Origin of the sequence: Psychrosphaera saromensis (assembly GCF_002954545.1) — a bacterium.
In the GTDB taxonomy this organism is placed as follows: domain Bacteria; phylum Pseudomonadota; class Gammaproteobacteria; order Enterobacterales; family Alteromonadaceae; genus Psychrosphaera; species Psychrosphaera saromensis.
This window is the reverse complement of the sequence record NZ_MSCH01000003.1, coordinates 3,333,729-3,356,710: the sequence shown is the minus strand read 5'-3', so window position 1 is coordinate 3,356,710 and position 22,982 is coordinate 3,333,729. Positions and strand designations below refer to the sequence as shown.

Below are 22,982 nucleotides of genomic sequence, written 5' to 3'. Positions count from 1 at the left end.
ATATATTGATGGTAGCAAATATCATTCCTAGTTTAATGGAGAAGGTTTATGGCGGGTATTTTAGACTCGGTGAATCAGAGAACCCAGTTAGTCGGTCAGAATAGATTAGAGTTGTTGTTGTTCAAGTTAAATGGTCGTCAGCGATATGGGATCAATGTATTTAAAGTTCGTGAAGTTTTACAATGCCCACCATTAACGTCGATGCCTAAATTAAACTCTTTCGTTAAAGGGATTGCTCATATTCGGGGCCAAACCATCTCTGTTATTGATATGGGCCTTGCTACAGGTGGCAGACCAATCAAAAACGTAGAAGATGGTTTTATTATCATTACTGAATATAACCGTACAATTCAAGGTTTCTTGGTCGATTCAGTGGAACGTATCGTGAATTTGAATTGGGGAGATGTTATGCCGCCGCCAAGCGGTTCAGGTCGAGCTAATTACTTAACAGCTGTTACTGAAATTGATAAAGAACTTGTTGAGATTTTGGATGTTGAAAAAATTCTAGAGGAAATTGCACCTTCAGATACGAGAGTGTCGAAAGGGGTTATTTCTGATGACGAAATTATTCAAGATCTTGGTGACCGTATTATATTAATTGTGGATGACTCTTCTGTTGCTCGTAATCAAGTAAAAAGAGCCTTGGAGGGCGTAGGTCTTCCAATAGTAGCGAAGAAAAATGGTAAAGAAGGGCTAGACTATCTAGTAGAGATTGGAGAGCAGTGCGAGCATTCTATTACCGAAAAAATTGGTTTAATGGTTTCTGATGTGGAAATGCCAGTAATGGATGGATATACATTAACCGCTGAAGTGAAATCAAGACCGAAGTTAGCTGGATTACATGTTATTCTGCATACTTCATTAAGTGGTGTATTTAATCATGCCATGGTTGAAAAAGTGGGTGCTGACGATTTTATTGCTAAATTTAATCCCGATGAATTAGCAGGCGCTGTTCAAAAATGGCTTCATGAGTAATAACGTATATTGACAGGTAAAGAGAATATATAGTGAGTAATAAAACCTTAAGTGATAATGATTATGGTGTTTTTTGTGATTTTTTGGAGCAGCAGTGCGGTATAGTTTTAGGGACCAATAAACAGTATTTAGTTAAAAGTCGCTTATCTCCGTTAATGGCTCGGTTTGAAATCGAGACAATAACGGACTTAGTTAACAAAACAATGCGTCAGTCGGAACGTCAATTACGTGCCGCGGTTATTGATGCGATGACCACAAATGAAACCTTATGGTTTCGTGATGTATACCCGTATGAGTTACTTAAAAATAAATTATTACCTGAGTTAGATAAGGGGAAACCATTAAAAATATGGTCAGCCGCGAGCTCTTCTGGCCAAGAACCTTATTCTATTGCCATGACTATTCAAGAATATAAAAATCAAGTCAGTGTAAATAGCCGCAGTATGTTCTCAATTGTCGGCACGGATATTTCTAATACTATGTTAGATATCTGTAAAAATGGTGAATATGATGCGTTAGCATTATCTAGAGGTTTGTCAGCAGACCGTAAAAGTAAATTTTTTGCCGACTCTGGCCATGGCATGATGCAAATTAATGCTGATGTGAAACGAATGGTTAATTTTAGACATTTAAATTTACTGGATAATTATCACTTGTTAGGCAAGTTCGACATTATTTTCTGTCGTAATGTGCTTATTTACTTTTCAGCCGATATTAAGTCTCAAATTATTAATAAATTTGCAGAGCAGTTAAATCCCAATGGTTACCTAGTATTAGGAGCTTCTGAGTCTATGTCTGGCTTAAGTGATGCTTTTAATATGATCAGATGTAATCCTGGTATTGTTTACCAGAAAAAATAGTATGGAAAGCGGTGCGGCTAACGGCAAACGTTTGTTGCCGTCATACAAGTATTAACACGTTAAAAATTGAAGTCATAAAAAAGTAAGGTGTATAGCGAAAGGCTACACACTTTACTTTATCTAAGTTATCCCCCTAAAAAACATCATAATAATTAAAATATTCCCCAATAATATATTTCTGGCCTTTATATTGCATTTTGAATTCACAACAATAAGTCGTGGAGGAATTATGGCAATTAGTTTAGATAAGGTGTTTGGCATACATCAGAATGCATTATTAGTTCGCTCAGACCGAGCAGAGCTTCTGTCCAGCAACATTGCTAATGCCGATACTCCTGGATATAAAGCGAAGGATATGGATTTTGCTAGTGCATTAGCTAATGCACAAAAAAATAATACCTATCGTATGTCCAAAACCCACGACAAGCATTTTGATTTATCCGTTGAAATTGACACAAGTCAAAAATATAGAAATCCAAATCAACCAGATACTGGTGATGGCAATACTGTTGATGTTCAAGTTGAGCGTAATATATTTATGCAAAACTCGATGGAATATCAAACTAGTTTGGAATTTCTAAATGGAAAAATTAAATCTATGAATAAAGCACTTACCGGAGGTAATTAATAATGAGTTTATATAATGTTTTTGACGTATCAGGAACAGGGATGAGTGCCCAGTCAATACGTTTAAATACCACGGCAAGTAATATCGCTAATGCTACCTCAGTATCTAGCAGCGTAGATGAAACTTATCGAGCTCGACATCCAGTATTTGCGGCAGAAATGACTAAAGCAATGTCATCTCAAGCTACCGGTGTAAGTGTATTGGGTATTGTTGAGAGTGATGCTCCTTTAACGATGGAACATAACCCTAATCATCCAATGGCTGATAAAGACGGTTATATCTACAAGCCTAATGTAAATGTTGTTGAAGAAATGGCAAATATGATTTCGGCATCTCGTGCATACCAAACTAATGTGCAGATTGCCGATGCTGCAAAAACAATGCTAAGTAAGACACTTACAATGGGCCAAAGATAAGGTAAATAGTTATGGCGATAACAAATAATGTATCCAATGCAGCTATAGATGCCATTACATGGCAAGACGAAGAAATTGGTACTAATGAAGTCAATGGTCAAATGGGGCAAGCTGATTTTTTTGCATTGTTAACAACACAGTTGTCAATGCAAGACCCTCTAAACCCAACAACCAATGAAGATATGATCTCACAAATGACACAGTTCACTATGTCAGAAGGGATCAGTGACTTAGGCGATAAGTTTGATGCATTTTCTGTATCTATGACATCGAATCAAGCTCTTGAAGCGTCTTCATTAGTCGGGCGTAATGTTCTGGTTAATAGCTCATTGTCATATTCTGACGGTACTGGTGTTAGTGGACAAGTGGCGATACCTTCTGCGGCTCAAACTGTCAATATGCGAATAATGGATGAGTCTGGTAATTTAATTAAGACTGAATCGTTAGGCGATAAAAGTGCCGGTATGATGGATTTTGAATGGGATGGCACTGATGATGACGGCAATCCTTTGCCAGCAGGGCAATATTCAGTCGAATTCACTGGTCTTGTTTCTGGTCAGTCAGAAAGTTTAACGGTATTAACGTACGGAAATGTAAGTTCAGTAACTCTTGGTGTAAATGGCACGGGACTTGAATTGAACTTACAAGGATTAGGCTCAATCACATTAACAGATGTATTGGCCGTTGGAGATTAACCAGTAAAACTGTTTAATCTTTGATAATTATTTTGAACGCGACTTCAAGTAGCCGCAATGTATAGGAAATTTCTATGTCTTTTAATATAGCGTTAACTGGTCTGAAAGCAGCTCAGAAAGATCTGGACGTAACGGCGAATAATATAGCTAACGTAAATACGTACGGCTTTAAAGAGTCGCGTGCAGAATTTGCCGATGTATATTCATCATCAATTTTTACAAATGCAAAAACAGCAAATGGTGACGGTGTTTTAGTTAATGACGTTGCGCAACAATTTACTCAAGGTAGTTTGTTATTCACTGAAAACTCACTTGACTTGGCTATTTCAGGCGGTGGCTTCTTTGGTATAGTGAACGACGTGAATGACGTAAGTACTACCGACCTTTCATATACACGAGCTGGTGCATTTAAATTAGATTCTGACGGCTATGTAGTAAACTCAAATGGCGGTTATTTGCAAGGCTATCCTGTTAATGATGATGGTACTGCAAGCTCAGTAAGTTTGAGTGCAGTTGAGTCGATTCAAATTCCAGATACTGCTGGAGCTCCAACACGAACCTCTGAAATTAATATAGAATTTAATTTAAACAGTAGCGATGATAATTTAGACCCTCTAGCTTTCGACCCAGCGGATACGGATACGTATAACTATTCAACTTCAACGGTTATCTATGATTCATTGGGTAACAGCCGTATTCAAGAAATGTATTTTGTTAAAACAACAGACCCTACGTCACTTGAAGCTGCATCTGCGGCCTCAGCTGTCTCACCAACAGATGGTTTTGTTGGTGGTATAGCTGCAGTCCCTGCTGCAGAGCAAGGTAACTCGAGTAGTTGGATTATGTATACTACGGTAACGGATGACGATGGTAACCCTCAAGTTGTTGACTTACAGGACGACCCAATTCTTGGTGGTACAGGTGTTGTGTTTGAAAGTTCGCTCGGTCAACGTGGTATGTTATTACAGTTTGACTCAGCTGGTGCTGCAGTAACCGATACGTTTCCAGTACCTGTCGGTGAACGTTTAGGTGCAACGACAGATCCAACGAATATTGTACCAGCTCCTGTTGCACCATATTTAGGTGCAGGTGCGGTAACTAATGGTGGTGACCCAGATCAAGTCATTACTATAATGATGTCTGAATTAACTCAGTACTCAGGAAGTTATGAACTTTACGCATTAGATCAAGATGGTTCAACGGTGGGTCGACTAAGCGGAGTTACTATTGATGATGAAGGCTTAATTGAAGGCAAGTATTCAAATGGTGATTCAGTTCCTATTGCTAAAATCATGTTAGCGCGTTTTGCCAATGAACAAGGTTTGACTCAAATCGGCAATACGAGTTGGGAAGAAAGCCAAACATCTGGTCAAGCATTAGCTGGTGAAGCTGATACCGGAACATTTGGTCAAATTAGTTCAGGGACGTTAGAGCAATCTAATACCAACTTAACTAATGAGTTAGTTGACTTAATCACTGCACAGCGTAACTATCAGGCTAGTTCACGTGCGTTAGAGGTTAACTCAACCATTACTCAAACAATCTTACAAATTAGATAGTTAGTGTTAAGTTAGAGTAACAAAGAAAAGCCAGTCATAGACTGGCTTTTTTTATGTTAAATATTTAACCTGTCATGAAATAATTTCACTAAGCTGAAATACTTAATGTAGTGAATTTGAGTGTTTAATTTGCTATTATCGCCGACCTTTCCGACTGGATAAAATATATCCAGTTTACCAATTTAAATTTCCAGCTAAATAATTTGGAGTTGTCATGTTTAATCTGATCACTAAAAGTGATTCAAATGTAAAAAATGACGTGTTATCCGGTATTACTGTTGCACTAGCATTAGTGCCAGAAGCCGTAGCGTTTGCCTTCGTTGCAGGTGTAGATCCTATGATCGGACTTTATGCTGCATTTATGATGGGGCTTATTACATCGGCAATTGGTGGCCGTCCTGGAATGATTTCAGGTGCGACAGGAGCTACAGCCGTTGTTATGGTTGCCTTGGTTGCCCAGTATGGTGTGCAATATCTATTTGCCGCTGTGATTTTAGCCGGATTAATACAAATACTCTTTGGCGTGTTCAAATTAGGGAAGTTTATTAGACTTGTCCCTTACCCAGTTATGTTAGGTTTTGTAAATGGTTTAGCTATCGTGATCTTCCTTGCTCAAATGGGACAGTTTAAAGTATTTGATACATTAGGAATTGCGCATTGGATGACAGGTAGTCAGATGTATGTAATGCTCGGACTTGTTTTACTCACTATGTCCATCATTCATTTTTTACCTAAATTAACAACTGCGGTTCCGTCTTCGTTAGTTGCGATATTGGCGGTTACATTCGCGGTACACGGTCTAGATTTAGAAGCGCGTACTGTTATCGACTTTGTACGTGATATGTTGCCTGAAGCTGAAAAAGCAACTGCTACGTTAGCTGGTGAATTACCATCGTTTAATATTCCAATGATCCCGTTCACTCTAGAGACTCTATACATCATATTACCAACGGCTGTTATTATTGCCTTGATTGGTCTAATTGAATCGTTACTAACACTTACCCTAATTGATGAACTAACCAATACACGCGGACGCAGTAACAAAGAATGTGTTGGTCAAGGTGTTGCAAACACAGTAACTGGCTTCTTTGGTGGTATGGGTGGTTGTGCCATGATAGGTCAATCTATGATTAACATTAACTCTGGTGGACGTGGTCGTTTATCTGGTATTACCGCTGCCGTTGTCTTGTTAGCCTTTATCTTATTCTTCGCTCAATGGATTGAAATGATCCCATTAGCGGCACTTGTTGGTGTTATGTTTATGGTGGTTCTAGGTACATTTGAATGGGCTTCATTCAAAATACTTAGAGGTGCAAATAAAGAAGATGCATTTGTTTTACTACTCGTAACGGGTGTAACGGTAGCTGCCGATTTAGCCATTGCCGTTATTGTTGGTGTGATTGTGTCTGCCTTGGTATTCGCCTGGAAACATGCTTCAAATATTTTTGCACGCACTCATATAGATGAAGAGAACTGGAAGGTTTACGAACTAGAAGGCCCTTTGTTCTTTGGCTCTGTAGGTAATTTTAAAGAGTTATTTGACTTAGAAAATGATCCACAAGACGTAGTGATTGAATTTAAAAACTCACGTATCTGGGATAGCTCAGGTATCGATGCGATTGATGGACTGGCTGATAAGTATGAAGCGATAGGTAAAAAACTTCATATTCGTCATATTAGCCCAGAGTGTCGAGAGTTGTTAGTTAAAGCTCAGAAGTACGTCGAGATGAACATTAACGAAGATCCTCGTTACCATGTGGTCGCAGACAAACTTGCTTAATTAGCTCAGATGTTTAAAAGTAAAATGCCGCTATCTTTAGCGGCATTTTTGTATCTGATGCTTTTATACCTTACAGCTAAGGAGGTGAGGCTCATTCTAATGGCACGAGTTAACCAATCTATGCGTAGGTGAGCTAATTAATGTCGGGAGCTTGGTAAGAGGATTATAGGCATAAAAAAACCCACATTAAGTGGGTTTTTTCTTATTCTTAAATATTAATCATCTAAGAATGTTTTAAGTGGTTCTGAGCGAGAAGGGTGACGTAATTTACGTAACGCTTTAGCTTCAATCTGACGAATACGTTCACGTGTTACATCAAACTGTTTACCAACTTCTTCTAACGTGTGGTCAGTATTCATATCGATACCAAAACGCATACGTAGAACTTTAGCTTCACGAGCTGTTAAACCAGACAGTACGTCACGAGTGGCGTCTTGTAAGCCTTCAGCTGTCGTTGTGTCAACCGGAGATGAGATAGTTGTATCTTCAATGAAGTCACCTAAGTGAGAGTCTTCATCATCACCAATTGGCGTTTCCATCGAGATAGGCTCTTTCGCAATTTTAAGCACTTTGCGGATCTTATCTTCTGGCATGATCATACGTTCAGCTAACTCTTCTGGAGTTGGCTCACGACCCATTTCTTGTAACATTTGACGAGAAATACGATTTAACTTATTAATCGTCTCAATCATGTGTACCGGAATACGGATTGTACGCGCTTGGTCGGCGATAGAACGTGTAATTGCCTGACGTATCCACCAAGTTGCATAAGTTGAGAACTTATAACCACGGCGATATTCAAACTTATCAACAGCCTTCATCAAACCAATGTTACCTTCTTGGATTAAATCTAAGAATTGTAAACCACGGTTTGTGTATTTTTTAGCAATTGAAATTACCAAACGTAAGTTGGCTTCAACCATTTCTTTTTTAGCACGTCGAGCTTTAGCTTCACCAATTGACATACGACGATTGATATCTTTTATCGATTCAATATTTAATCGAGTGTCAATTTCAATTTCTTTTAACTTTTGGATGCTACGACGAACTTCAGTATTTACATCTTTTAAGCGACTCGCTGTTAAATCACCACCGGCTTGTAGTAAATCAAACCATGATGTTTTCGTTTCGTTACCAGGGAAGATTTTAATGAAATCTTTCTTAGGTAATTTAGCGTAACCACAACAATGTTTCATGATTAAACGTTCTTGAACACGAACGCGGTCCATCATTTCACGCATATTACGAACTAGACGATCAAATTGTTTAGGGATTAACTTAAATAATCTGAAATGTTCGCTAAGTGCTTTAATTTTTTCTTGAGTATCAGGATGTGCGCGGCCTAACTTTTCAATTGATAAAGTTGACTCTTCGTACAAACGACGTAATTCTTCAAAATGTTCACGAGCTTCTTCTGGATCTGGACCAGTATCAATTTCTTCTTCGTCTTCATCATCTGAATCGCTTTCTTCGTCTTCAGATAACTGTTCTTTGCTAAGTTCTGAACCAACGTGAGTGGCAGCCGGAGCTACGTCTTGTTCGTTTGGATCTAAGAAGCCAACAATGATGTCACTTAAACGAATTTCTTCAGCTTCAAATTGGTCCCATTGGTCCAATAAATAGCTGATAGCTTGAGGATATTCAGCAACCGATTTTTGAACGGTATAAATACCTTCTTCAATTCTTTTTGCAATTACAATCTCGCCTTCACGAGTCAGTAATTCAACCGTACCCATTTCACGCATATACATACGCACTGGATCAGTTGTTCGGCCTATTTCTTTTTCAACAGTAGCAAGCGCAGCAGCTGCAGCTTCAACAACTTCGTCGTCACTGGTTTGCTCTTGCATTAATAATTCATCAGCATCAGGCGGTGTTTCACACACTTTTATGCCCATGTCGTTGATCATTTGAATTATGTCTTCGACTTGCTCCGCATCGATCATATCCTGTGGAAGGTGATCGTTTACTTCAGCAAAGGTTAAGTACCCTTGCTCGCGACCTTTAAGAATAAGAAGTTTTAATTGAGACTGAGGAGTTTGCTCCATACAGATTATCTTCCACCTAGTTATTGAACATCAAAATCGTATTGCTTATTTTCCCATACTCATTAAGAGTTATGGCTAAAAAAGCGAACTTGCGATTATAACATTAGAATTAAATTCTGGCTATAAATTACTGGTTATTATTTAGTAAGCCCAATTTGAATTAAGTTCAAAAAAGACCTGTAAAACGATAGCCGTAATTAACCTTTTAGTGCCATTAATAGCGCACTGTATTCTTTCCATTCTTCTTTGTTTAGCTGATTGGTTTTGCCTTTTATTTCCAATTGCTCTAAGCGTTTCTTTAGGTAGTTATCCTGTAAAAACTTAAAGGTAGTGGAAAACTCTGGCGCTAAATTTTCTTCGGTAATATGGTGTTCCCAAGCAAATAAACGCGACAAAAATGAGTACTCTTTACTTTCCCTAAAACGTTCTAGCAAAATATGAGATTTAATCTCAGGCTGTTCCAAAATTGTTTTTTGAATGTTAATTAGTACGTTAAAACCAGGTAAGTCAGCTTGGCTTAATGCTGGAATAAAAGGTACTACCTTAGCTAAATGGGGATGCTGTAACAATAATGCAATGGCACGGCGCATAGGAGTTACTTGTAACTCGGTTTGTTTTTGCCTGATTTGAGCGATTGGAGAGCGATTAAAGCCAACTAATTTATCAACTGACTTGCCAATTAAATCGGCGAGTTTGGCCATTAGTGCTTCTTTATAATAATCACTCGGAACCATTTCAATTAATGGCTTGGCCGCAGCGACTAAAGCTGACTTACCAGCGTCAGTAGTAATGTCTAAATCCACTAGAAAATGTTCGTAAAAATAACTAAGCAGAGGTGTTGATTGACTAAGGCGTTGTTCAAAAGCGTCTTTGCCCTCTTTTTGCACCATAGTATCTGGATCTTCACCGTCTGGTAAAAATGAGAATCTGAGATCAATGCCATCTTTCAAATGTGGCAATGCATTTTCTAATGCACGCCAAGCTGCGTCACGACCTGCTCGGTCGCCGTCATAGCAACAAATAACTTGGCGTGTTGCTCTGAACAACATTTGCATATGATCGGCGGTTGTAGCAGTACCGAGTGATGCAACGGCATAATTAATACCTTGTTGGGCTAAGGAAACAACATCCATATAACCTTCAACAATTAATACTTTTTCTAGTTTTGGATTTGCAACTTTTGCCTGATAAAAACCATATAACTCTCGACCTTTATGAAACACGCGAGTTTCTGGTGAATTAAGGTATTTCGGCATCGAGTCATCTATAACTCGGCCACCAAAGCCTACTACACGGCCACGTTTATCTCGAATTGGAAACATAACGCGATTACGGAAAAAGTCGTAGGTTCTGCCTTTGTCATTCTGGGTTAGAACTTTTAAGTCAACTAACTGTTGCTGCTGTTCTGGCGTTTTGGATAAAGACTTTAACGCTTTATCCCAAGACTCAGGTGCGTAACCTATGCCATATTGCTGGGCTATTTCGCCACTTAATGAACGAGATTTTAAATACTCAATAACTTTCTTTGAGTTTTCATCGTGTTTTAACTGGTGTTGAAAAAACTTACTGGCGGTCTCTAATAACTCATAATCAGAGAGTTTTTGCTCTCGACTAACGGATTCATATTTTTGAGTTTTGCCTTTTACATCTTCTCGTGGAATATCCAAAGCATGTAAACGGGCGAGTTCTTCAATGGCTTCAACAAACTCAAGTTGTTCATATTCCATTAAGAAACCAATAACGTTGCCATGGGCACCACAACCAAAACAATGATAAAACTGTTTATCTGGGCTTACACTAAAAGATGGCGATTTTTCATTATGAAAAGGGCAGCAAGCTTGGTAATTTTTACCTGCTTTTTTGAGAGGAACTTTTGCATCAATTAAATCGACAACGTCGGTACGTTCAATTAAATCATCGATAAATTGTTTTGGAATACGTCCGGACACAAAACCTCTTATATAAAAATTTAAAATGAATAGGGGATTATTGCAGAATAGCGTCGTTCTGGAAACAATAGAAAATAATATCTAGTGTAAAAACAACAAAACCGCACATTCGAAAATGCACGGTTTTGATTCAAACTTTTACTCGGGCTGTTGCAGATTAAAACTAACTGTTAAGTTGAGCTCTTACTAATCCACTTACTTTACCCATGTCAGCACGACCGGTAATAGTTGGTTTTAACTCAGCCATCACTTTACCCATATCCTGCATGCCAGAGGCACCAGAAGATGTGATAGCTTGCGCTACAAGTGACGTTACTTCTTCCTCGGTAAGAGGTTGAGGTAAAAATGCTTCGATAACCACTATCTCAGCCGCTTCTTTTTCAGCTAACTCTGGTCGATCAGCACTTTCAAATTGTGCTTGAGAATCGCGGCGCTGTTTAACCATTTTGGTTAAAATAGCAATCACGTCTTCATCGACCAGTTCAATTCTTTCGTCAACTTCTCTTTGCTTTATAGCAGCCATTACCATGCGAATTGTGGTTAAGCTAAGTTTAGCTTTAGCACGCATTGCATCTTTCATAGCTTCTTTAAGCTGATCTTTCAAATTCATGGAAAATCCTTTAGAGAAAGTAAACCAATATTAGTAAAGCTTGATGCGACGAGCGTTCTCACGTGAAACTTTTTTCAAGTGACGTTTAACAGCTGCTGCTTTCTTACGCTTACGTGCCCAAGTTGGTTTTTCGAAATGTTCGCGACGACGCACTTCTGAAAGGATACCTGCTTTTTCACATGAACGCTTGAAACGACGTAGAGCAACATCAAACGGTTCGTTCTCTTTAACTTTAATTACTGGCATTTAAAAATTCACCTCAGTATTTGGATATATGGTTAAATATTAACCAAGACTAATAAAAATAGTGCGGCATTTTAATGCCATCTAATACTAAATGTAAAGTCCTAATTTAAATACTGGAGGAATAATTAAAGAATGGGTAGAATGCCGCCATCTTAAAAGGCTCTGACGTTACTTCTTGGTTAGTAAATGGTCGGCTGTTAACTGGCCAGTAATGGTTTCAGTTATTTTACAATTAATAGAAAGGTTTCACTAGATGTTAATTTTAGGTATCGAATCTTCATGTGATGAAACAGGTATTGCTCTGTTTGATACTAACAAAGGTTTATTAGCGCATGAGCTATATAGCCAAATTGATGTACACGCTGATTATGGTGGTGTCGTCCCTGAATTAGCATCTCGAGATCATGTGCGTAAAACCATACCTTTAATTAAAAAGGTGATGGCTGACGCTAATATAGCTAAAGATGACATTGATGGTATTGCTTATACATCTGGCCCAGGTTTAGTGGGGGCGTTAATGGTTGGTGCTTGTATTGGCCGTTCATTAGCATTTGCTTGGGATATTCCTGCAGTACCAGTACATCACATGGAAGGGCACCTATTAGCGCCTATGTTAGAGGATGACACACCAGCATTTCCATTTATCGCTTTATTAGTGTCAGGCGGGCATACACAGCTGGTTGAAGTAAAAGCCATTGGTGATTATCAAATACTGGGTGAATCCATTGACGATGCCGCAGGCGAAGCCTTTGATAAAACAGCTAAGTTACTTGGTTTAGATTATCCAGGTGGCCCTATGTTAGCTAAATTAGCGGAATCTGGTACGCCAGGCGTATATAAATTTCCTCGTCCAATGACGGATAGACCAGGATTGGACTTTTCTTTTAGTGGTTTAAAAACGGCGGCGGCCAATGTTATTCGTTCAGAAGGAATAATATTAGCGGGCAGTAAGTCTACACAAAACGAAGATGCACCAGAAAATGTAGAACAAATTAAAGCTGACATCGCTTATGCATTCCAAGAAGCAGTTGTAGATACGATTGCGATTAAATGCAGAAGAGCAGTAGAACAAACCGGTATTAAAACCTTAGTGATCGCCGGTGGTGTGAGCGCAAATACAGAGTTACGTAATAAATTAGCTAAGTTAATGGAGAAACATAAAGGGCAAGTTTATTACCCTCGTCATGAGTTTTGTACCGACAATGGCGCTATGATCGCCTATGCAGGCGCACAACGTTTACAAAAATATGGTGACCGTGATTTACTAATAAAAGCGCGACCTAGATGGTCAATTGAAGAGTTACCCGCTATTTAACGTTAGGTTTGTCGAGTTAGCTACGTCTCGTTTTTGGTTCGGTACCATTAATGAGGCGCATTACATTAGGGATATGTCGTAAAATAATGAGACAAGCAATCATAGTCACTGGGATGACGTATTTATCATCAATATAGAAGGTGACAAATGGCGACAATGAAACTGATACGATTGCCGCAATAGAAGAATACCCCGTTTTTCTAAACACTAAATACCAAACAACTAATACGCTAATGCCTAAAGACAGCCCAACTGGTAATAAACAACCAAAACCCGTGGCAACCGCTTTTCCGCCTTTAAAACCAAAAAATATTGGGTACATATGGCCCAGACAACAGAACAGTCCAGCAAAACCAATTTCTATTGGTGTTAAACCAATATAATAACTCCCCCAAGTTGCGACAATTCCTTTTAATACATCAAACAATAACACAGCTACGGCTGTCATTTTACCAGCAGTACGGTATACGTTAGTCGCCCCCGGATTGTTAGAACCCACAGTTCTAGGGTCGGGTAAATGGCGTATTTTACTAAAAATAATTGCAGAGTTAATTGATCCTATTGCGTAGGAAATAATTAATACTAACAAAAAGTCTACCGGCATCAGTTTCTCAATTTAGTTTTTTGGGATAGAATTCGTGTTCTTTGTGATTGTGCCAAATACTTTTTGGTATTTACGCCTCAATTAAGGCATCACTATAACGAGTTACTGAGCTAAATGGTATCCGACCAGAATAGTTAACTCAATTCTATCTTACTCAGGAATAATAAATGATCCACGATATTGTTTTTATAGAAGCGTTAAAAGTAGACACAGTCATAGGTGTATACGATTGGGAAAAGAAGATTGAGCAAACATTACAGTTTGATATTGAAATGCGCACTGACATTAAAGCCGCAGCTCAAATAGATGACTTATCTAAAACCGTTGATTATTCGGTTGTAGCAGAGGATGTTGTTAATCTAGCTAAGCAGAATCAAGCGGAATTAATAGAAACGGTTGCGGAAAAAGTTGCTGAATTAATTCTTGCTGATTATCAAGTAAGTAGCGTTAAGATCACACTACGTAAATTAGGTGCGGTTCCAAACACGGCAAGTGTTGGTGTCATTATCGAACGTACTAAGCCTTTGTATTAATAAAAGAATTAATAAAAGTACTAATAAAACACATTAAACGGTATTAAAACTCGGTTAAAAAACGAGACTTAATAATTATAAAAATTAAATAAGGAAGTGTTGTGGGATTAATTGAAATTATCGTGTTGGCAATATTACAGGGATTGACTGAGTTTTTGCCAATTTCAAGTTCGGCGCATTTAATTTTGCCATCACACGTTTTTGGTTGGCAAGACCAAGGTTTAGCATTTGATGTTGCTGTGCATGCGGGGAGTTTATTCGCCGTTGTATTGTACTTTCGTAAAGAAGTAGGCCGTATGGCGGTCAGTTGGTTTGCCTCGTTATTTGGTAAACATGACTCAGAAAGTAAACTGGCTTGGTTGATTATCTTAGGGACGATACCTGCTGGATTAGCCGGTTTAATCTTTAATGACTTTATTGAAGGCAACTTAAGAAATGTAACGGTTATTTCAATCACGACTATTTTATTTGGTTTATTACTTTGGTGGGCAGATAAAAATGCCAAACAAACCAAAGGTGAATATGAAATAACAGTGAAGGAAGTATTAGTTATTGGTTTTGCGCAAGTATTGGCATTAATCCCAGGTACGTCACGCAGCGGTATAACAATAACGGCTGGATTAATTTTAGGCTTAACCGCTAAAGCCGCAGCGCGTTTTTCATTTTTATTGTCAATACCACTAATATTTGCAGCCGGTGGATATAAAACGATAGAGCTAAGTCAGCAAATCATTCCAGTTGATTGGACGGCAATTGGACTGGGGACCTTGTTATCTTTTATTAGTGCTTATGCTTGTATTCACTACTTCCTGATCTTAGTCGAGAAGATTGGCATGATGCCATTTGTGATCTACCGCTTAGCTCTTGGTGGCATTTTGATAGCCTTCTTTATCTAACCTAGATAGAGTAGATAAGTTACAGTATCATATTAAAACAGAGCCTGATCATTAATTAGGCTCTGTTGGTTTTATATCAACAGATATATCAATACACTCTTGTATTTTCTCAATTCTTCTTCGCGATAATTCGGCTCTAATATCAGGCCCATTAAAGCCAGACTGAATAACATCCTGCACCGCAACTTTATTTGCCGTATCTAATAATTTAACCACAAATTGGCCTTGTGGGTATTCTTTATCTTCAAACCCCGTTCTACCTTTTAAATCCGCTTTGCATGCGAGTAAAAGCTGATTAAAACGTTCTGGTTTTCGCCATGCATCGGCCTTATCGAACAAGCTTAAGATTGGTTCGGCCGTTAAATTAAATACCCTATGTATATGACTATGAAACTCACAGGTTATAGATGCTAAGTCTTTAAAGTTATTTGGTATCTTAAAGCGCTGACAAACTTGTTTTACTAATTCTACGCCAGATTTTTCATGACCATGATGATGAGGTAAATTATCTACAGGGCTTAAGCCTTTGCCAAAATCATGGCATAAAACCGCAAAACGTATTTCCACCGAATCAGTTAACAGACAGGCTTGTTTTAGCGCCATCATAGTATGCAAGCCAGTATCTATCTCTGGATGCCATTTGGGAGGATTAGGTACGCCCCAAAGAGAATTTAGCTCAGGTAATAATACTGCCAAAGCGCCAACGGAACGTAATACTTCAAAAAATACATGGGCAGATCGCTCAGCCAATGACGACTCCATTTCTTGCCACACACGCTCTGGCGTTAAAGCTAACAGCTCACCCGACTCAGATATACGTGTCATTAAGGCAAGTGTTTCGTCGGCTATGGTAAAGCCTAAGTGATGATACCTAGCGGCAAAACGAGCGACTCTTAAAACACGTAACGGATCTTCACTAAATGCGTCTGATACATGGCGCAAAATTCTATCGTTTAAGTCTTGTTGGCCGTTATAAGGGTCAATGATGGTTTTTTTTGCCGTCGAGCTGTCTTCAATCATCGCCATGGCATTAATAGTTAAGTCACGACGTAATAAATCTTGCTCGACGGTAATGTCGGTAGAAAAGTCACAAACAAAGCCTGTGTAACCACTACCTGATTTTTTTTCGGTGCGTGCTAGCGCATATTCTTGATGAGTCTCAGGATGTAAAAAAACAGGGAATGATCTGCCAACTTGTTGGTAGCCTAAATCGAGCATTTGCTGGATTGTGGCCCCCGTCACTAAGTAGTCTTTATCTTTTATGGGATACTGCAAAAGCGAATCTCGTACTGCACCACCGACTAGATATATTTGCACTCAAAAACCTTAAACTAACTTTTACTTATACCGTTAGTATATTCTGTTATTATTCGAAAGTCGCTACTACTGCGAATCGCCTTAAATATAATTCAACAACCTGTTAATTTGAAGTAACCATAATGTACTTAGAGTATTTTCAGTTAAAACAAGAACCGTTTAATATAGCGCCGAATCCTAACTTGATGTATCCGAGCAGCCGTCATAAAGAAGCGATTGGTTACTTACGTTATGGTTTACGTGGTAGTGGTGGTTTTGTGATGTTGACCGGTGAGGTTGGCACGGGAAAGACCATGGTTAGTCGCGCTGTTCTTGGTGATTTACCCGACACGTTTAACGTCGCGTATATTTTAAATCCCACGTTAAATAATATTCAATTGTTACAAACCGTTTGTGAGTCGTTTGAAATCCCAGTTGAGCATAAAGATGATCACAAAGTTTTATCAGATGCATTGCAACTTTTCTTGATTGAACAGGACAAACTAGGGAAGTCGAGTTTACTGGTGATTGATGAAGCGCAGCATTTATCCACGCAAGCATTAGAACAATTGCGTTTATTTACTAACTTAGAAACCAATGATAAAAAATTACTGCAGATTATTTTAATTGGCCAACCTGAGTTACAAGAAAAATTAAATACTAGAGAACTTAGACAGTTAGCGCAGCGTATAACCGCAAGGTATCATTTATTGCCGTTAACCAAAGATGAAACGTTTGCATATATAAATCATAGAGTTATTGCGGTTGGTGGCAGTCGTCCGTTATTTGATAAAAAATCGATGACGATTATTTTTCAGCAAGCGAAAGGCACACCTAGGTTAATTAACTTATTAGCGGATAGAGCGTTAATGGGAGCTTATGCTAAAGGTCAATTTTTTGTGGATAATAAAACCACCAAACAAGCCGTAGCTGAAGTACTCGGAGGACAATTGCAAGCTCGACCTCAAAGGAATAAAAAGTTAGCTATTTATGCTGCGGCCATACTTGTTGTCATGACGTTTAGCCTAATGTTAGCGGGTTACTTTTTTAGTGGTTCTCTTTAGTCGTTAGCTTTACTTAACCACTTTAGAAAACCGCTTTAGATAACGATCAAAATGGAATGAATTAAATGAGTTTGTTATACCAAGCCTTATTAAAAAACAATCAGAACAAGCCTGTTGTTAGTGAAAATAAAAATCAGATCGCACAACAGAATACAGCCAAGCACTCTGATTTATTAACTAGCCAACCTACGGTGGCGACATCCGGTTCGTATCAGTCTCAGCAATTTGCTGGGTCTCATTCTGGTTACGGGCAAAACAGTCACGGACAAAGTCATTTACCTTGGTTTATTTGGATTTTTATTGCCAGTTTATTATTAATTGTCGGCTTATTAGTTGGGTATATTTATGGCAATTTTATGTGGTCGAATAATGCGGAGGTTAATACTCCAACACCTATTGTTACAAAGCTGACAGAAGATGCGGTTAATACTAAAGCTAATCCAAAAGCTAATCAGTTAGATGTCATTACAAAAGAAGAACAGCCTAAAGCAGATCCAACGATCGAAGTGGCTGTGAACTCGGAAGGTAAAGTTGTTTCAAAAGTTACTAACACTCCAAAACAAACACCTGCAGTAACCGATGCTTCATCACAGAAAGTGACTGATGACGTCGATTTAACTGGCGTACCAAATACTTTAAAAGCATCATTTGCTGAAGCAATAAAGGCGACAGAAATACCAGAAGCCTTTGAAGATAACTTTGAAATGAACTTGTCATCGAGTAGTGATGTATTATTACTCGACGATTTAACGGTTTATCAAACCGCGCTTTTGCCGAATATTATTTATCAGATGCATATCTTTTCTTCTGATGTTAGCGAACGCTGGGTAAAAATAAACGATAAAGTATTATATGAAGGTCAAGAGTTGCAGTCTGGTTTAACTTTATTGGAGATTAGGCAAGATATGATTGTTTGGCGCTTTAACAATAGGAAAGTAGGGCAGCTAGCTTTAGTTGATTTTGTTCAGTGAATATAATTAATTGATAATGCTTTAGCGCAAAACGGGTTAATGAAATTTATGCACAAAAAAAGACGATGTACTAAGTACATCGTCTTTTGTTTTTAACCGCTATTACTTAGCTTTTTTTGTCCAAGCAAATGGTTGGAATGGTGCATCTACAGGTGTATTAGCAACATGATTTGTGTAGTTACTGATCACTTTTTGTGAAATACCAAGAATAATGTCAAGCACTTGACGTTCTCCGTAACCCGCAGCGTAAAAGCTTTCTAGCTCAGCATCTGTTACATGGCCACGATTACGTACTAGCGTTAATGTCATATCTAACAATGCTTGTAATTTTGGCGTAGGCATTGGCTTTTCATCTCTTAATGCTTCAATTAGCGCAGCATCAACTTTCATCGAATGAGCAATTGCAGTATGAGCTGGAACACAGTAAGTACAACCATGCTCAACATTAATACCTTGCCATACAACAGTAAGTTCTTCGGCTGTGAATGAAGAGCTAGCAAATAAGTTATGTAGTGTTTGGTATGCTTCAAAAAGATTTGGTGAACTAGCAAGCGTACCGTGAAGGTTTGGTAACATGCCATTTGTTTTTAGAGATTGCTCTAATAATGGTTTGCTTGCTTCTGGAGCTGATTCAATTGTATGGATTGTTAAAGTAGTCATTTATATCTCTCTTTTTTGTACCAATGGGTATGATTTGTCGATATTGTACCGAGCGGTAATAAAAAGTCAACACTGAATGACAATAAAAATTTAAATAGAGTCGCAGTTAACGCTTAATTAATTTTCAACGCCTTGTTTTAATGTAATTTGATGATTGAATTATTTAAAAAAAAGCGATGTAAAATATAAAAGATGTCGAAATAGAAGGAGCGACATAAGAGATATGTTGAAATAAAGACAATGAAATAAAGGCTACTGAAATAATCTGCACTGGGCCTAAGTGTCCATGAAGTCCTTTTCTTTACTCTATTTTAGCTATCTATTTTTAAATGAATGCCATTAATGAATATTTTGGTCATTGTTTGGAAGTAAGCCAATACCTCGTAAGCTATTATCAATAACAAACTCAAGCTCGGTATAACTAGAGCCCGCACGAGCCATAGTCGCAGTGCCTCTTAACGTGGTAATAATACACAGCGCGCTTTGTGCCGCACATTTATTTAATCCTAATTTAATAGACTCAGGATCAGTTTGAAAAAACTCAGTTAATTGCTTTTGGCTATCTACTCTTGCCTTGTTCAAAACTTCGCTTGCAGCTTCAGGGATCCCACCACCCACTAATTCTGATTGGCAAAGTACTAAGTAACATCCTTTTGGATGGCCTGTCTCACATTGAGTTAATACTATAGAAGCCATGTGATTTTTAATCCGCTGAGCTAGCGGGAGGTTTTCTTCGAACAAAAACGCTGAATGTCTCTGTTCACTATTTTTTATATACAGTTGAGTCGTTTGAATAAACAAGGCTTCTTTATTGCCAAAAGTACTATACATGCTGGGTTTATTAATCCCCATGCTATGAGTTAAATCGGACAAAGATGCGCCAACATAACCTTTAGCCCAAAATACTTCCATTGCAGCCACTAGCGCTTCACTTTCTTTAAATGATTTTTTTCTGCCACTAGCCATACAATTCTCGCTTACAATATAATAATTAGCCCCTATTGTACCTAATGGTATGAATCAATCAAATATTGTTTTGATAAAAATTAATTTTACACATTATAAATAGCGTTCAGCTAAATCTGGGAACATGCTAGTGTCATAAAAATCTGCAATTTCGTCGGTTTCTTTCGTTTTACTTAATGACAAGGTTGTGACGTTTATATGTTGGCTGAGCCTGTCGTCATAAATAAGCTTAATATCTGGTTTTACCGTAGAGCCATGGTTGCCTAATACAATTCCAACTCTGCGACTTTTTAAGATAACCAATGAACCAGGAGGGTAAATGCCGATTGATTTTATTATTTGTTGTATAAACTCAAAATCAAATTCCTTTTCCATTTTTAGTAATTTTTGATAAGCCGCAATTGCGTTTAAATACTTTCCTTTGACTGGTACATGCATCAAGCGGTCTAATTCATCAATGATGGTAAATATCCGCATGGCATCATTTATATCTGTTAAGCCTTGGCCTGTAGGATAGCCGGAGCCATCAAGCCGTTCGTGATGCATTTGAATCACTTCAATGGTTTCTTCTGCAAAGCCACCCGTTTCTTTGGCAATAGACACACCTTCTTCTATGTGTGCAGGCACTATAAAATTGTCTTTTTCTCTTGTCGATTCACTGATGTCCAATAAATGGGGTTGTTGAATACTTTGTTTCATATGCAACTTACCAATGTCATGTAAAAAAGCACCGACTACCCAGTTTTGTATAGACTCAGAAGGCCACTGCATTACCCTGAAGGTCTTACAATAATAGGCGGCAGTTCTTACCGCGTGACCTAATTGATAATCATCAAATTGAGTGGCTCGTACAATACATAATATGGCAGACGGATTACGGTAGGCCGATGCAATAAAGGCCATCGTTGCCAAATGTAAGTGACTTAGGTCAAAAATATCTTTATCTCTTATTTGGCTAAACGCATTTTGTAAGTCGGTTAACAGTTTATTGACGACTTTTTTAGCCCGAGGGAGTTCATCTTCAAACGGAACATCTTGAAACTCGGATTTAACCGACAGTTGAGTTGCCTTTAAGGTGTCACTTAATTGTTTTTCAACATCAACAATAACTTCAACCACACCTTTTGCCGCGAGCTCGCTAATGATTGATTTATTGGATATCCAACCAGCGGTAGATACTTTTATACGGCCTACTTGCTGAGATATGTCAGCAACATATTGGCCTACTGTTAGATGGGTGATTGGGCATTTTACAAATGTTGGCATTTGGAGCGGTTTACCTTTCATATTCTGCAATGTTGGTTATATCCAACAAAGTAAAAAGTTTGAGAATAGTCATTCTGTTCATACGCAGGTGGCGTAAACTTTATTTATACTTATTATGCTAAATACCGCAAGGGTTATGTGTGTTTCGTATAAAAATAAAGTGGAGAAAAGTCAGTTGTTGATTAGTTTTCGGTAAATTACTCGCTAAATTCATACACCATTAAAATTTTTATTTAGCAAATTAGCGTTATCAATTTACCTTGAGGCTGATTAGCTCTATAATACGCCGCTAATTTTTAACTCAACCAGAGAATGGATCATCAGTGTCTAAGCCAATTCAAGCAATTCGTGGAATGAATGACTGTTTACCAGCGGAAACTGCCCAGTGGCAGCAAGTTGAATCGGTTATCCGTCAAACTGTCGCCAGTTATGGATATTCAGAAATTCGCTTTCCTATCGTCGAATTTACCGATCTGTTTAAACGTTCAGTTGGTGAAGTAACCGACATTGTTGAAAAAGAAATGTACACATTTGAAGACCGTAATGGTGACTCTTTATCATTACGTCCTGAAGGTACAGCTGTTTGCGTTAGAGCCGCAAATCAAGGGGCTTTGTTATATAATCAACAACAACGCCTATGGTATACCGGACCTATGTTCCGCCATGAACGTCCTCAAAAAGGTCGTTATCGTCAGTTCCATCAGTTTGGTGTTGAGTCTTATGGCTTTGCAGGACCAGATATGGACGCGGAAGTTATTTTATTATCAGCTCGTCTTTGGAAAGCATTTAATATTTCTGAGCATTTAACCTTAGAAATTAATTCATTAGGTTCAAATGAGTCGCGTACAGATTACAGTGCAGCATTAGTTGAATATTTGTCACAACATGAAGACAAATTAGATGAAGATTCAAAACGTAGATTAACAACAAATCCTTTGCGTATCTTAGATAGTAAAAATCCAGATGTGCAAAGTTTATTAGAAAATGCGCCCAAATTGTCTGACTATTTAGATGATGAGTCGGTTGAGCATTTCAAACAGTTGCGTTTACGCTTAGACGCTGCTGGGATTGAATATGTAGTAAACGAACGGTTAGTTCGTGGATTAGATTACTACAACAGAACTGTGTTTGAATGGGTTACAACTAGCTTAGGTTCTCAAGGAACCGTTTTAGCGGGTGGTCGTTACGACGGCTTAGTTGAACAACTTGGTGGTAAGCCTACACCTGCCGTTGGTTTTGCTATGGGCATCGAAAGATTAGTCTTATTATTGCAAACCTTAGAAATTTTAAAGGAACCAACGTCGACGGCTGATGTCTATATGGTCGCAGCTGGTGAACAAGCAGAAATAAAAGCGGTTGAAATAGCTGAAATTTTAAGACAAGCTGCACCGCAAGTTAGAGTTGTTAACCACTGTGGTGGTGGCAACTTTAAGAAACAAATGAAAAGAGCTGACAAGGTTGGAGCATCAATTGCCTTAATCTTGGGAGACGACGAAATTACAAATCAGCAAATTACACTTAAATACCTACGTGAAAATGTAGAGCAAGAAGTGGTTAGTTGGTCAGAATTGGAAGAACGTATCAATACGATCTTTGCTTAAATAGATATCGGTAGGGTAATCAATCCCAACTGATGCAGTACAGA

The 22,982-nt window shown here is 38.3% G+C and carries 22 protein-coding genes; 13 read left to right on the top strand and 9 right to left on the bottom strand.

Annotation, left to right across the window (positions count from 1 at the left end; translation table 11 throughout):
• Positions 1–48 precede the first annotated feature (48 nt).
• The 7 genes from BTO11_RS15130 (at position 49) to BTO11_RS15100 (ending at position 6,913) form a co-directional block, all read left to right on the top strand.
• A complete protein-coding gene (locus tag BTO11_RS15130; RefSeq protein ID WP_105053384.1) occupies positions 49–975 on the top strand; it encodes a chemotaxis protein CheV in 927 nt (308 codons plus the stop codon).
• A 32-nt stretch (positions 976–1,007) separates the two neighbouring features.
• Positions 1,008–1,835, top strand: a complete 828-nt coding sequence (locus tag BTO11_RS15125) for a CheR family methyltransferase (RefSeq protein WP_105053383.1) — start codon at positions 1,008–1,010, stop codon at positions 1,833–1,835.
• Positions 1,836–2,064: 229 nt separating this feature from the next.
• On the top strand, positions 2,065–2,463 hold the full coding sequence (flgB, locus tag BTO11_RS15120; protein WP_105053382.1) for a flagellar basal body rod protein FlgB: 399 nt from the start codon (positions 2,065–2,067) through the stop codon (positions 2,461–2,463).
• Between the two features lie 2 nt (positions 2,464–2,465).
• Entirely contained in the window at positions 2,466–2,879 is a 414-nt protein-coding gene (flgC, locus tag BTO11_RS15115) for a flagellar basal body rod protein FlgC (protein WP_105053381.1), read from the top strand.
• A gap of 11 nt (positions 2,880–2,890) precedes the next feature.
• Positions 2,891–3,574 carry a flagellar hook assembly protein FlgD gene (locus tag BTO11_RS15110; RefSeq protein ID WP_105053380.1) on the top strand — a complete coding sequence of 228 codons (684 nt, stop codon included), beginning with the start codon at positions 2,891–2,893 and terminating at the stop codon, positions 3,572–3,574.
• A gap of 74 nt (positions 3,575–3,648) precedes the next feature.
• The gene (gene flgE, locus BTO11_RS15105) at positions 3,649–5,133 is read left to right on the top strand and encodes a flagellar hook protein FlgE (RefSeq protein WP_105053379.1); all 1,485 of its coding nucleotides are present in this window, start codon (positions 3,649–3,651) and stop codon (positions 5,131–5,133) included.
• Positions 5,134–5,347: 214 nt separating this feature from the next.
• Positions 5,348–6,913: a SulP family inorganic anion transporter gene (locus tag BTO11_RS15100; RefSeq protein WP_105053378.1), complete on the top strand. Its 1,566-nt coding sequence runs from the start codon at positions 5,348–5,350 to the stop codon at positions 6,911–6,913.
• Positions 6,914–7,128: 215 nt separating this feature from the next.
• Here the strand turns inward: BTO11_RS15100 and rpoD are convergent, their stop codons facing one another.
• From rpoD to rpsU, 4 genes are all read right to left on the bottom strand, one after another.
• Positions 7,129–8,961: an RNA polymerase sigma factor RpoD gene (rpoD, locus tag BTO11_RS15095; protein WP_105053377.1), complete on the bottom strand. Its 1,833-nt coding sequence runs from the start codon at positions 8,959–8,961 to the stop codon at positions 7,129–7,131.
• Between the two features lie 197 nt (positions 8,962–9,158).
• Positions 9,159–10,910 carry a DNA primase gene (gene dnaG, locus BTO11_RS15090; protein ID WP_105053376.1) on the bottom strand — a complete coding sequence of 584 codons (1,752 nt, stop codon included), beginning with the start codon at positions 10,908–10,910 and terminating at the stop codon, positions 9,159–9,161.
• 163 nt (positions 10,911–11,073) lie between these two features.
• Entirely contained in the window at positions 11,074–11,520 is a 447-nt protein-coding gene (locus BTO11_RS15085) for a GatB/YqeY domain-containing protein (protein WP_105053375.1), read from the bottom strand.
• A gap of 30 nt (positions 11,521–11,550) precedes the next feature.
• Positions 11,551–11,766 carry a 30S ribosomal protein S21 gene (gene rpsU, locus BTO11_RS15080; protein ID WP_105053374.1) on the bottom strand — a complete coding sequence of 72 codons (216 nt, stop codon included), beginning with the start codon at positions 11,764–11,766 and terminating at the stop codon, positions 11,551–11,553.
• Between the two features lie 253 nt (positions 11,767–12,019).
• On the opposite strand from rpsU, the gene tsaD reads away from it, so the two are divergent.
• A complete protein-coding gene (gene tsaD, locus BTO11_RS15075) occupies positions 12,020–13,081 on the top strand; it encodes a tRNA (adenosine(37)-N6)-threonylcarbamoyltransferase complex transferase subunit TsaD (RefSeq protein WP_105053373.1) in 1,062 nt (353 codons plus the stop codon).
• Between the two features lie 16 nt (positions 13,082–13,097).
• Here tsaD and plsY read toward each other — a convergent pair whose 3' ends face one another.
• A complete protein-coding gene (gene plsY, locus BTO11_RS15070; protein WP_105053372.1) occupies positions 13,098–13,685 on the bottom strand; it encodes a glycerol-3-phosphate 1-O-acyltransferase PlsY in 588 nt (195 codons plus the stop codon).
• A gap of 167 nt (positions 13,686–13,852) precedes the next feature.
• Here plsY and folB point away from each other — a divergent pair, with 167 nt between their 5' ends.
• Together folB and BTO11_RS15060 are read left to right on the top strand one after the other, a co-directional pair.
• A complete protein-coding gene (folB, locus tag BTO11_RS15065; protein ID WP_105053371.1) occupies positions 13,853–14,218 on the top strand; it encodes a dihydroneopterin aldolase in 366 nt (121 codons plus the stop codon).
• Between the two features lie 101 nt (positions 14,219–14,319).
• Complete coding sequence (locus tag BTO11_RS15060) at positions 14,320–15,114, top strand: undecaprenyl-diphosphate phosphatase (RefSeq protein ID WP_105053370.1); 795 nt, start codon at positions 14,320–14,322, stop codon at positions 15,112–15,114.
• 51 nt (positions 15,115–15,165) lie between these two features.
• Here BTO11_RS15060 and BTO11_RS15055 read toward each other — a convergent pair whose 3' ends face one another.
• Positions 15,166–16,431, bottom strand: a complete 1,266-nt coding sequence (locus BTO11_RS15055; protein WP_105053369.1) for a multifunctional CCA addition/repair protein — start codon at positions 16,429–16,431, stop codon at positions 15,166–15,168.
• Between the two features lie 122 nt (positions 16,432–16,553).
• Here BTO11_RS15055 and BTO11_RS15050 point away from each other — a divergent pair, with 122 nt between their 5' ends.
• Both BTO11_RS15050 and BTO11_RS15045 read left to right on the top strand, forming a co-directional pair.
• The gene (locus tag BTO11_RS15050; protein ID WP_105053368.1) at positions 16,554–17,474 is read left to right on the top strand and encodes an ExeA family protein; all 921 of its coding nucleotides are present in this window, start codon (positions 16,554–16,556) and stop codon (positions 17,472–17,474) included.
• A gap of 65 nt (positions 17,475–17,539) precedes the next feature.
• On the top strand, positions 17,540–18,445 hold the full coding sequence (locus tag BTO11_RS15045) for a general secretion pathway protein GspB (RefSeq protein WP_105053367.1): 906 nt from the start codon (positions 17,540–17,542) through the stop codon (positions 18,443–18,445).
• Positions 18,446–18,547: 102 nt separating this feature from the next.
• Here the strand turns inward: BTO11_RS15045 and BTO11_RS15040 are convergent, their stop codons facing one another.
• The 3 genes from BTO11_RS15040 to BTO11_RS15030 all read right to left on the bottom strand — a co-directional run bounded on the left by BTO11_RS15040 (position 18,548) and on the right by BTO11_RS15030 (position 21,337).
• Positions 18,548–19,105: a carboxymuconolactone decarboxylase family protein gene (locus tag BTO11_RS15040; RefSeq protein ID WP_105053366.1), complete on the bottom strand. Its 558-nt coding sequence runs from the start codon at positions 19,103–19,105 to the stop codon at positions 18,548–18,550.
• A 339-nt stretch (positions 19,106–19,444) separates the two neighbouring features.
• The gene (locus tag BTO11_RS15035) at positions 19,445–20,071 is read right to left on the bottom strand and encodes a TetR/AcrR family transcriptional regulator (RefSeq protein ID WP_105053365.1); all 627 of its coding nucleotides are present in this window, start codon (positions 20,069–20,071) and stop codon (positions 19,445–19,447) included.
• A gap of 93 nt (positions 20,072–20,164) precedes the next feature.
• On the bottom strand, positions 20,165–21,337 hold the full coding sequence (locus tag BTO11_RS15030) for an HD-GYP domain-containing protein (protein WP_181135929.1): 1,173 nt from the start codon (positions 21,335–21,337) through the stop codon (positions 20,165–20,167).
• A gap of 323 nt (positions 21,338–21,660) precedes the next feature.
• Here BTO11_RS15030 and hisS point away from each other — a divergent pair, with 323 nt between their 5' ends.
• Complete coding sequence (gene hisS, locus BTO11_RS15025; protein WP_105053363.1) at positions 21,661–22,938, top strand: histidine--tRNA ligase; 1,278 nt, start codon at positions 21,661–21,663, stop codon at positions 22,936–22,938.
• The last annotated feature ends 44 nt before the right edge of the window (positions 22,939–22,982 follow it).

Coding starts and splice junctions, on each gene's coding strand:
- BTO11_RS15040 (WP_105053366.1), bottom strand. CDS start 19,105: ATGACTACTTTAACAATCCATACAATTGAATCAGCTCCAGAAGCAAGC.
- folB (WP_105053371.1), top strand. CDS start 13,853: ATGATCCACGATATTGTTTTTATAGAAGCGTTAAAAGTAGACACAGTC.
- rpoD (WP_105053377.1), bottom strand. CDS start 8,961: ATGGAGCAAACTCCTCAGTCTCAATTAAAACTTCTTATTCTTAAAGGT.
- plsY (WP_105053372.1), bottom strand. CDS start 13,685: ATGCCGGTAGACTTTTTGTTAGTATTAATTATTTCCTACGCAATAGGA.
- BTO11_RS15050 (WP_105053368.1), top strand. CDS start 16,554: ATGTACTTAGAGTATTTTCAGTTAAAACAAGAACCGTTTAATATAGCG.
- BTO11_RS15035 (WP_105053365.1), bottom strand. CDS start 20,071: ATGGCTAGTGGCAGAAAAAAATCATTTAAAGAAAGTGAAGCGCTAGTG.
- tsaD (WP_105053373.1), top strand. CDS start 12,020: ATGTTAATTTTAGGTATCGAATCTTCATGTGATGAAACAGGTATTGCT.
- rpsU (WP_105053374.1), bottom strand. CDS start 11,766: ATGCCAGTAATTAAAGTTAAAGAGAACGAACCGTTTGATGTTGCTCTA.
- BTO11_RS15030 (WP_181135929.1), bottom strand. CDS start 21,337: ATGCCAACATTTGTAAAATGCCCAATCACCCATCTAACAGTAGGCCAA.
- BTO11_RS15130 (WP_105053384.1), top strand. CDS start 49: ATGGCGGGTATTTTAGACTCGGTGAATCAGAGAACCCAGTTAGTCGGT.
- flgC (WP_105053381.1), top strand. CDS start 2,466: ATGAGTTTATATAATGTTTTTGACGTATCAGGAACAGGGATGAGTGCC.
- BTO11_RS15085 (WP_105053375.1), bottom strand. CDS start 11,520: ATGAATTTGAAAGATCAGCTTAAAGAAGCTATGAAAGATGCAATGCGT.
- BTO11_RS15110 (WP_105053380.1), top strand. CDS start 2,891: ATGGCGATAACAAATAATGTATCCAATGCAGCTATAGATGCCATTACA.
- flgE (WP_105053379.1), top strand. CDS start 3,649: ATGTCTTTTAATATAGCGTTAACTGGTCTGAAAGCAGCTCAGAAAGAT.
- BTO11_RS15045 (WP_105053367.1), top strand. CDS start 17,540: ATGAGTTTGTTATACCAAGCCTTATTAAAAAACAATCAGAACAAGCCT.
- flgB (WP_105053382.1), top strand. CDS start 2,065: ATGGCAATTAGTTTAGATAAGGTGTTTGGCATACATCAGAATGCATTA.
- BTO11_RS15100 (WP_105053378.1), top strand. CDS start 5,348: ATGTTTAATCTGATCACTAAAAGTGATTCAAATGTAAAAAATGACGTG.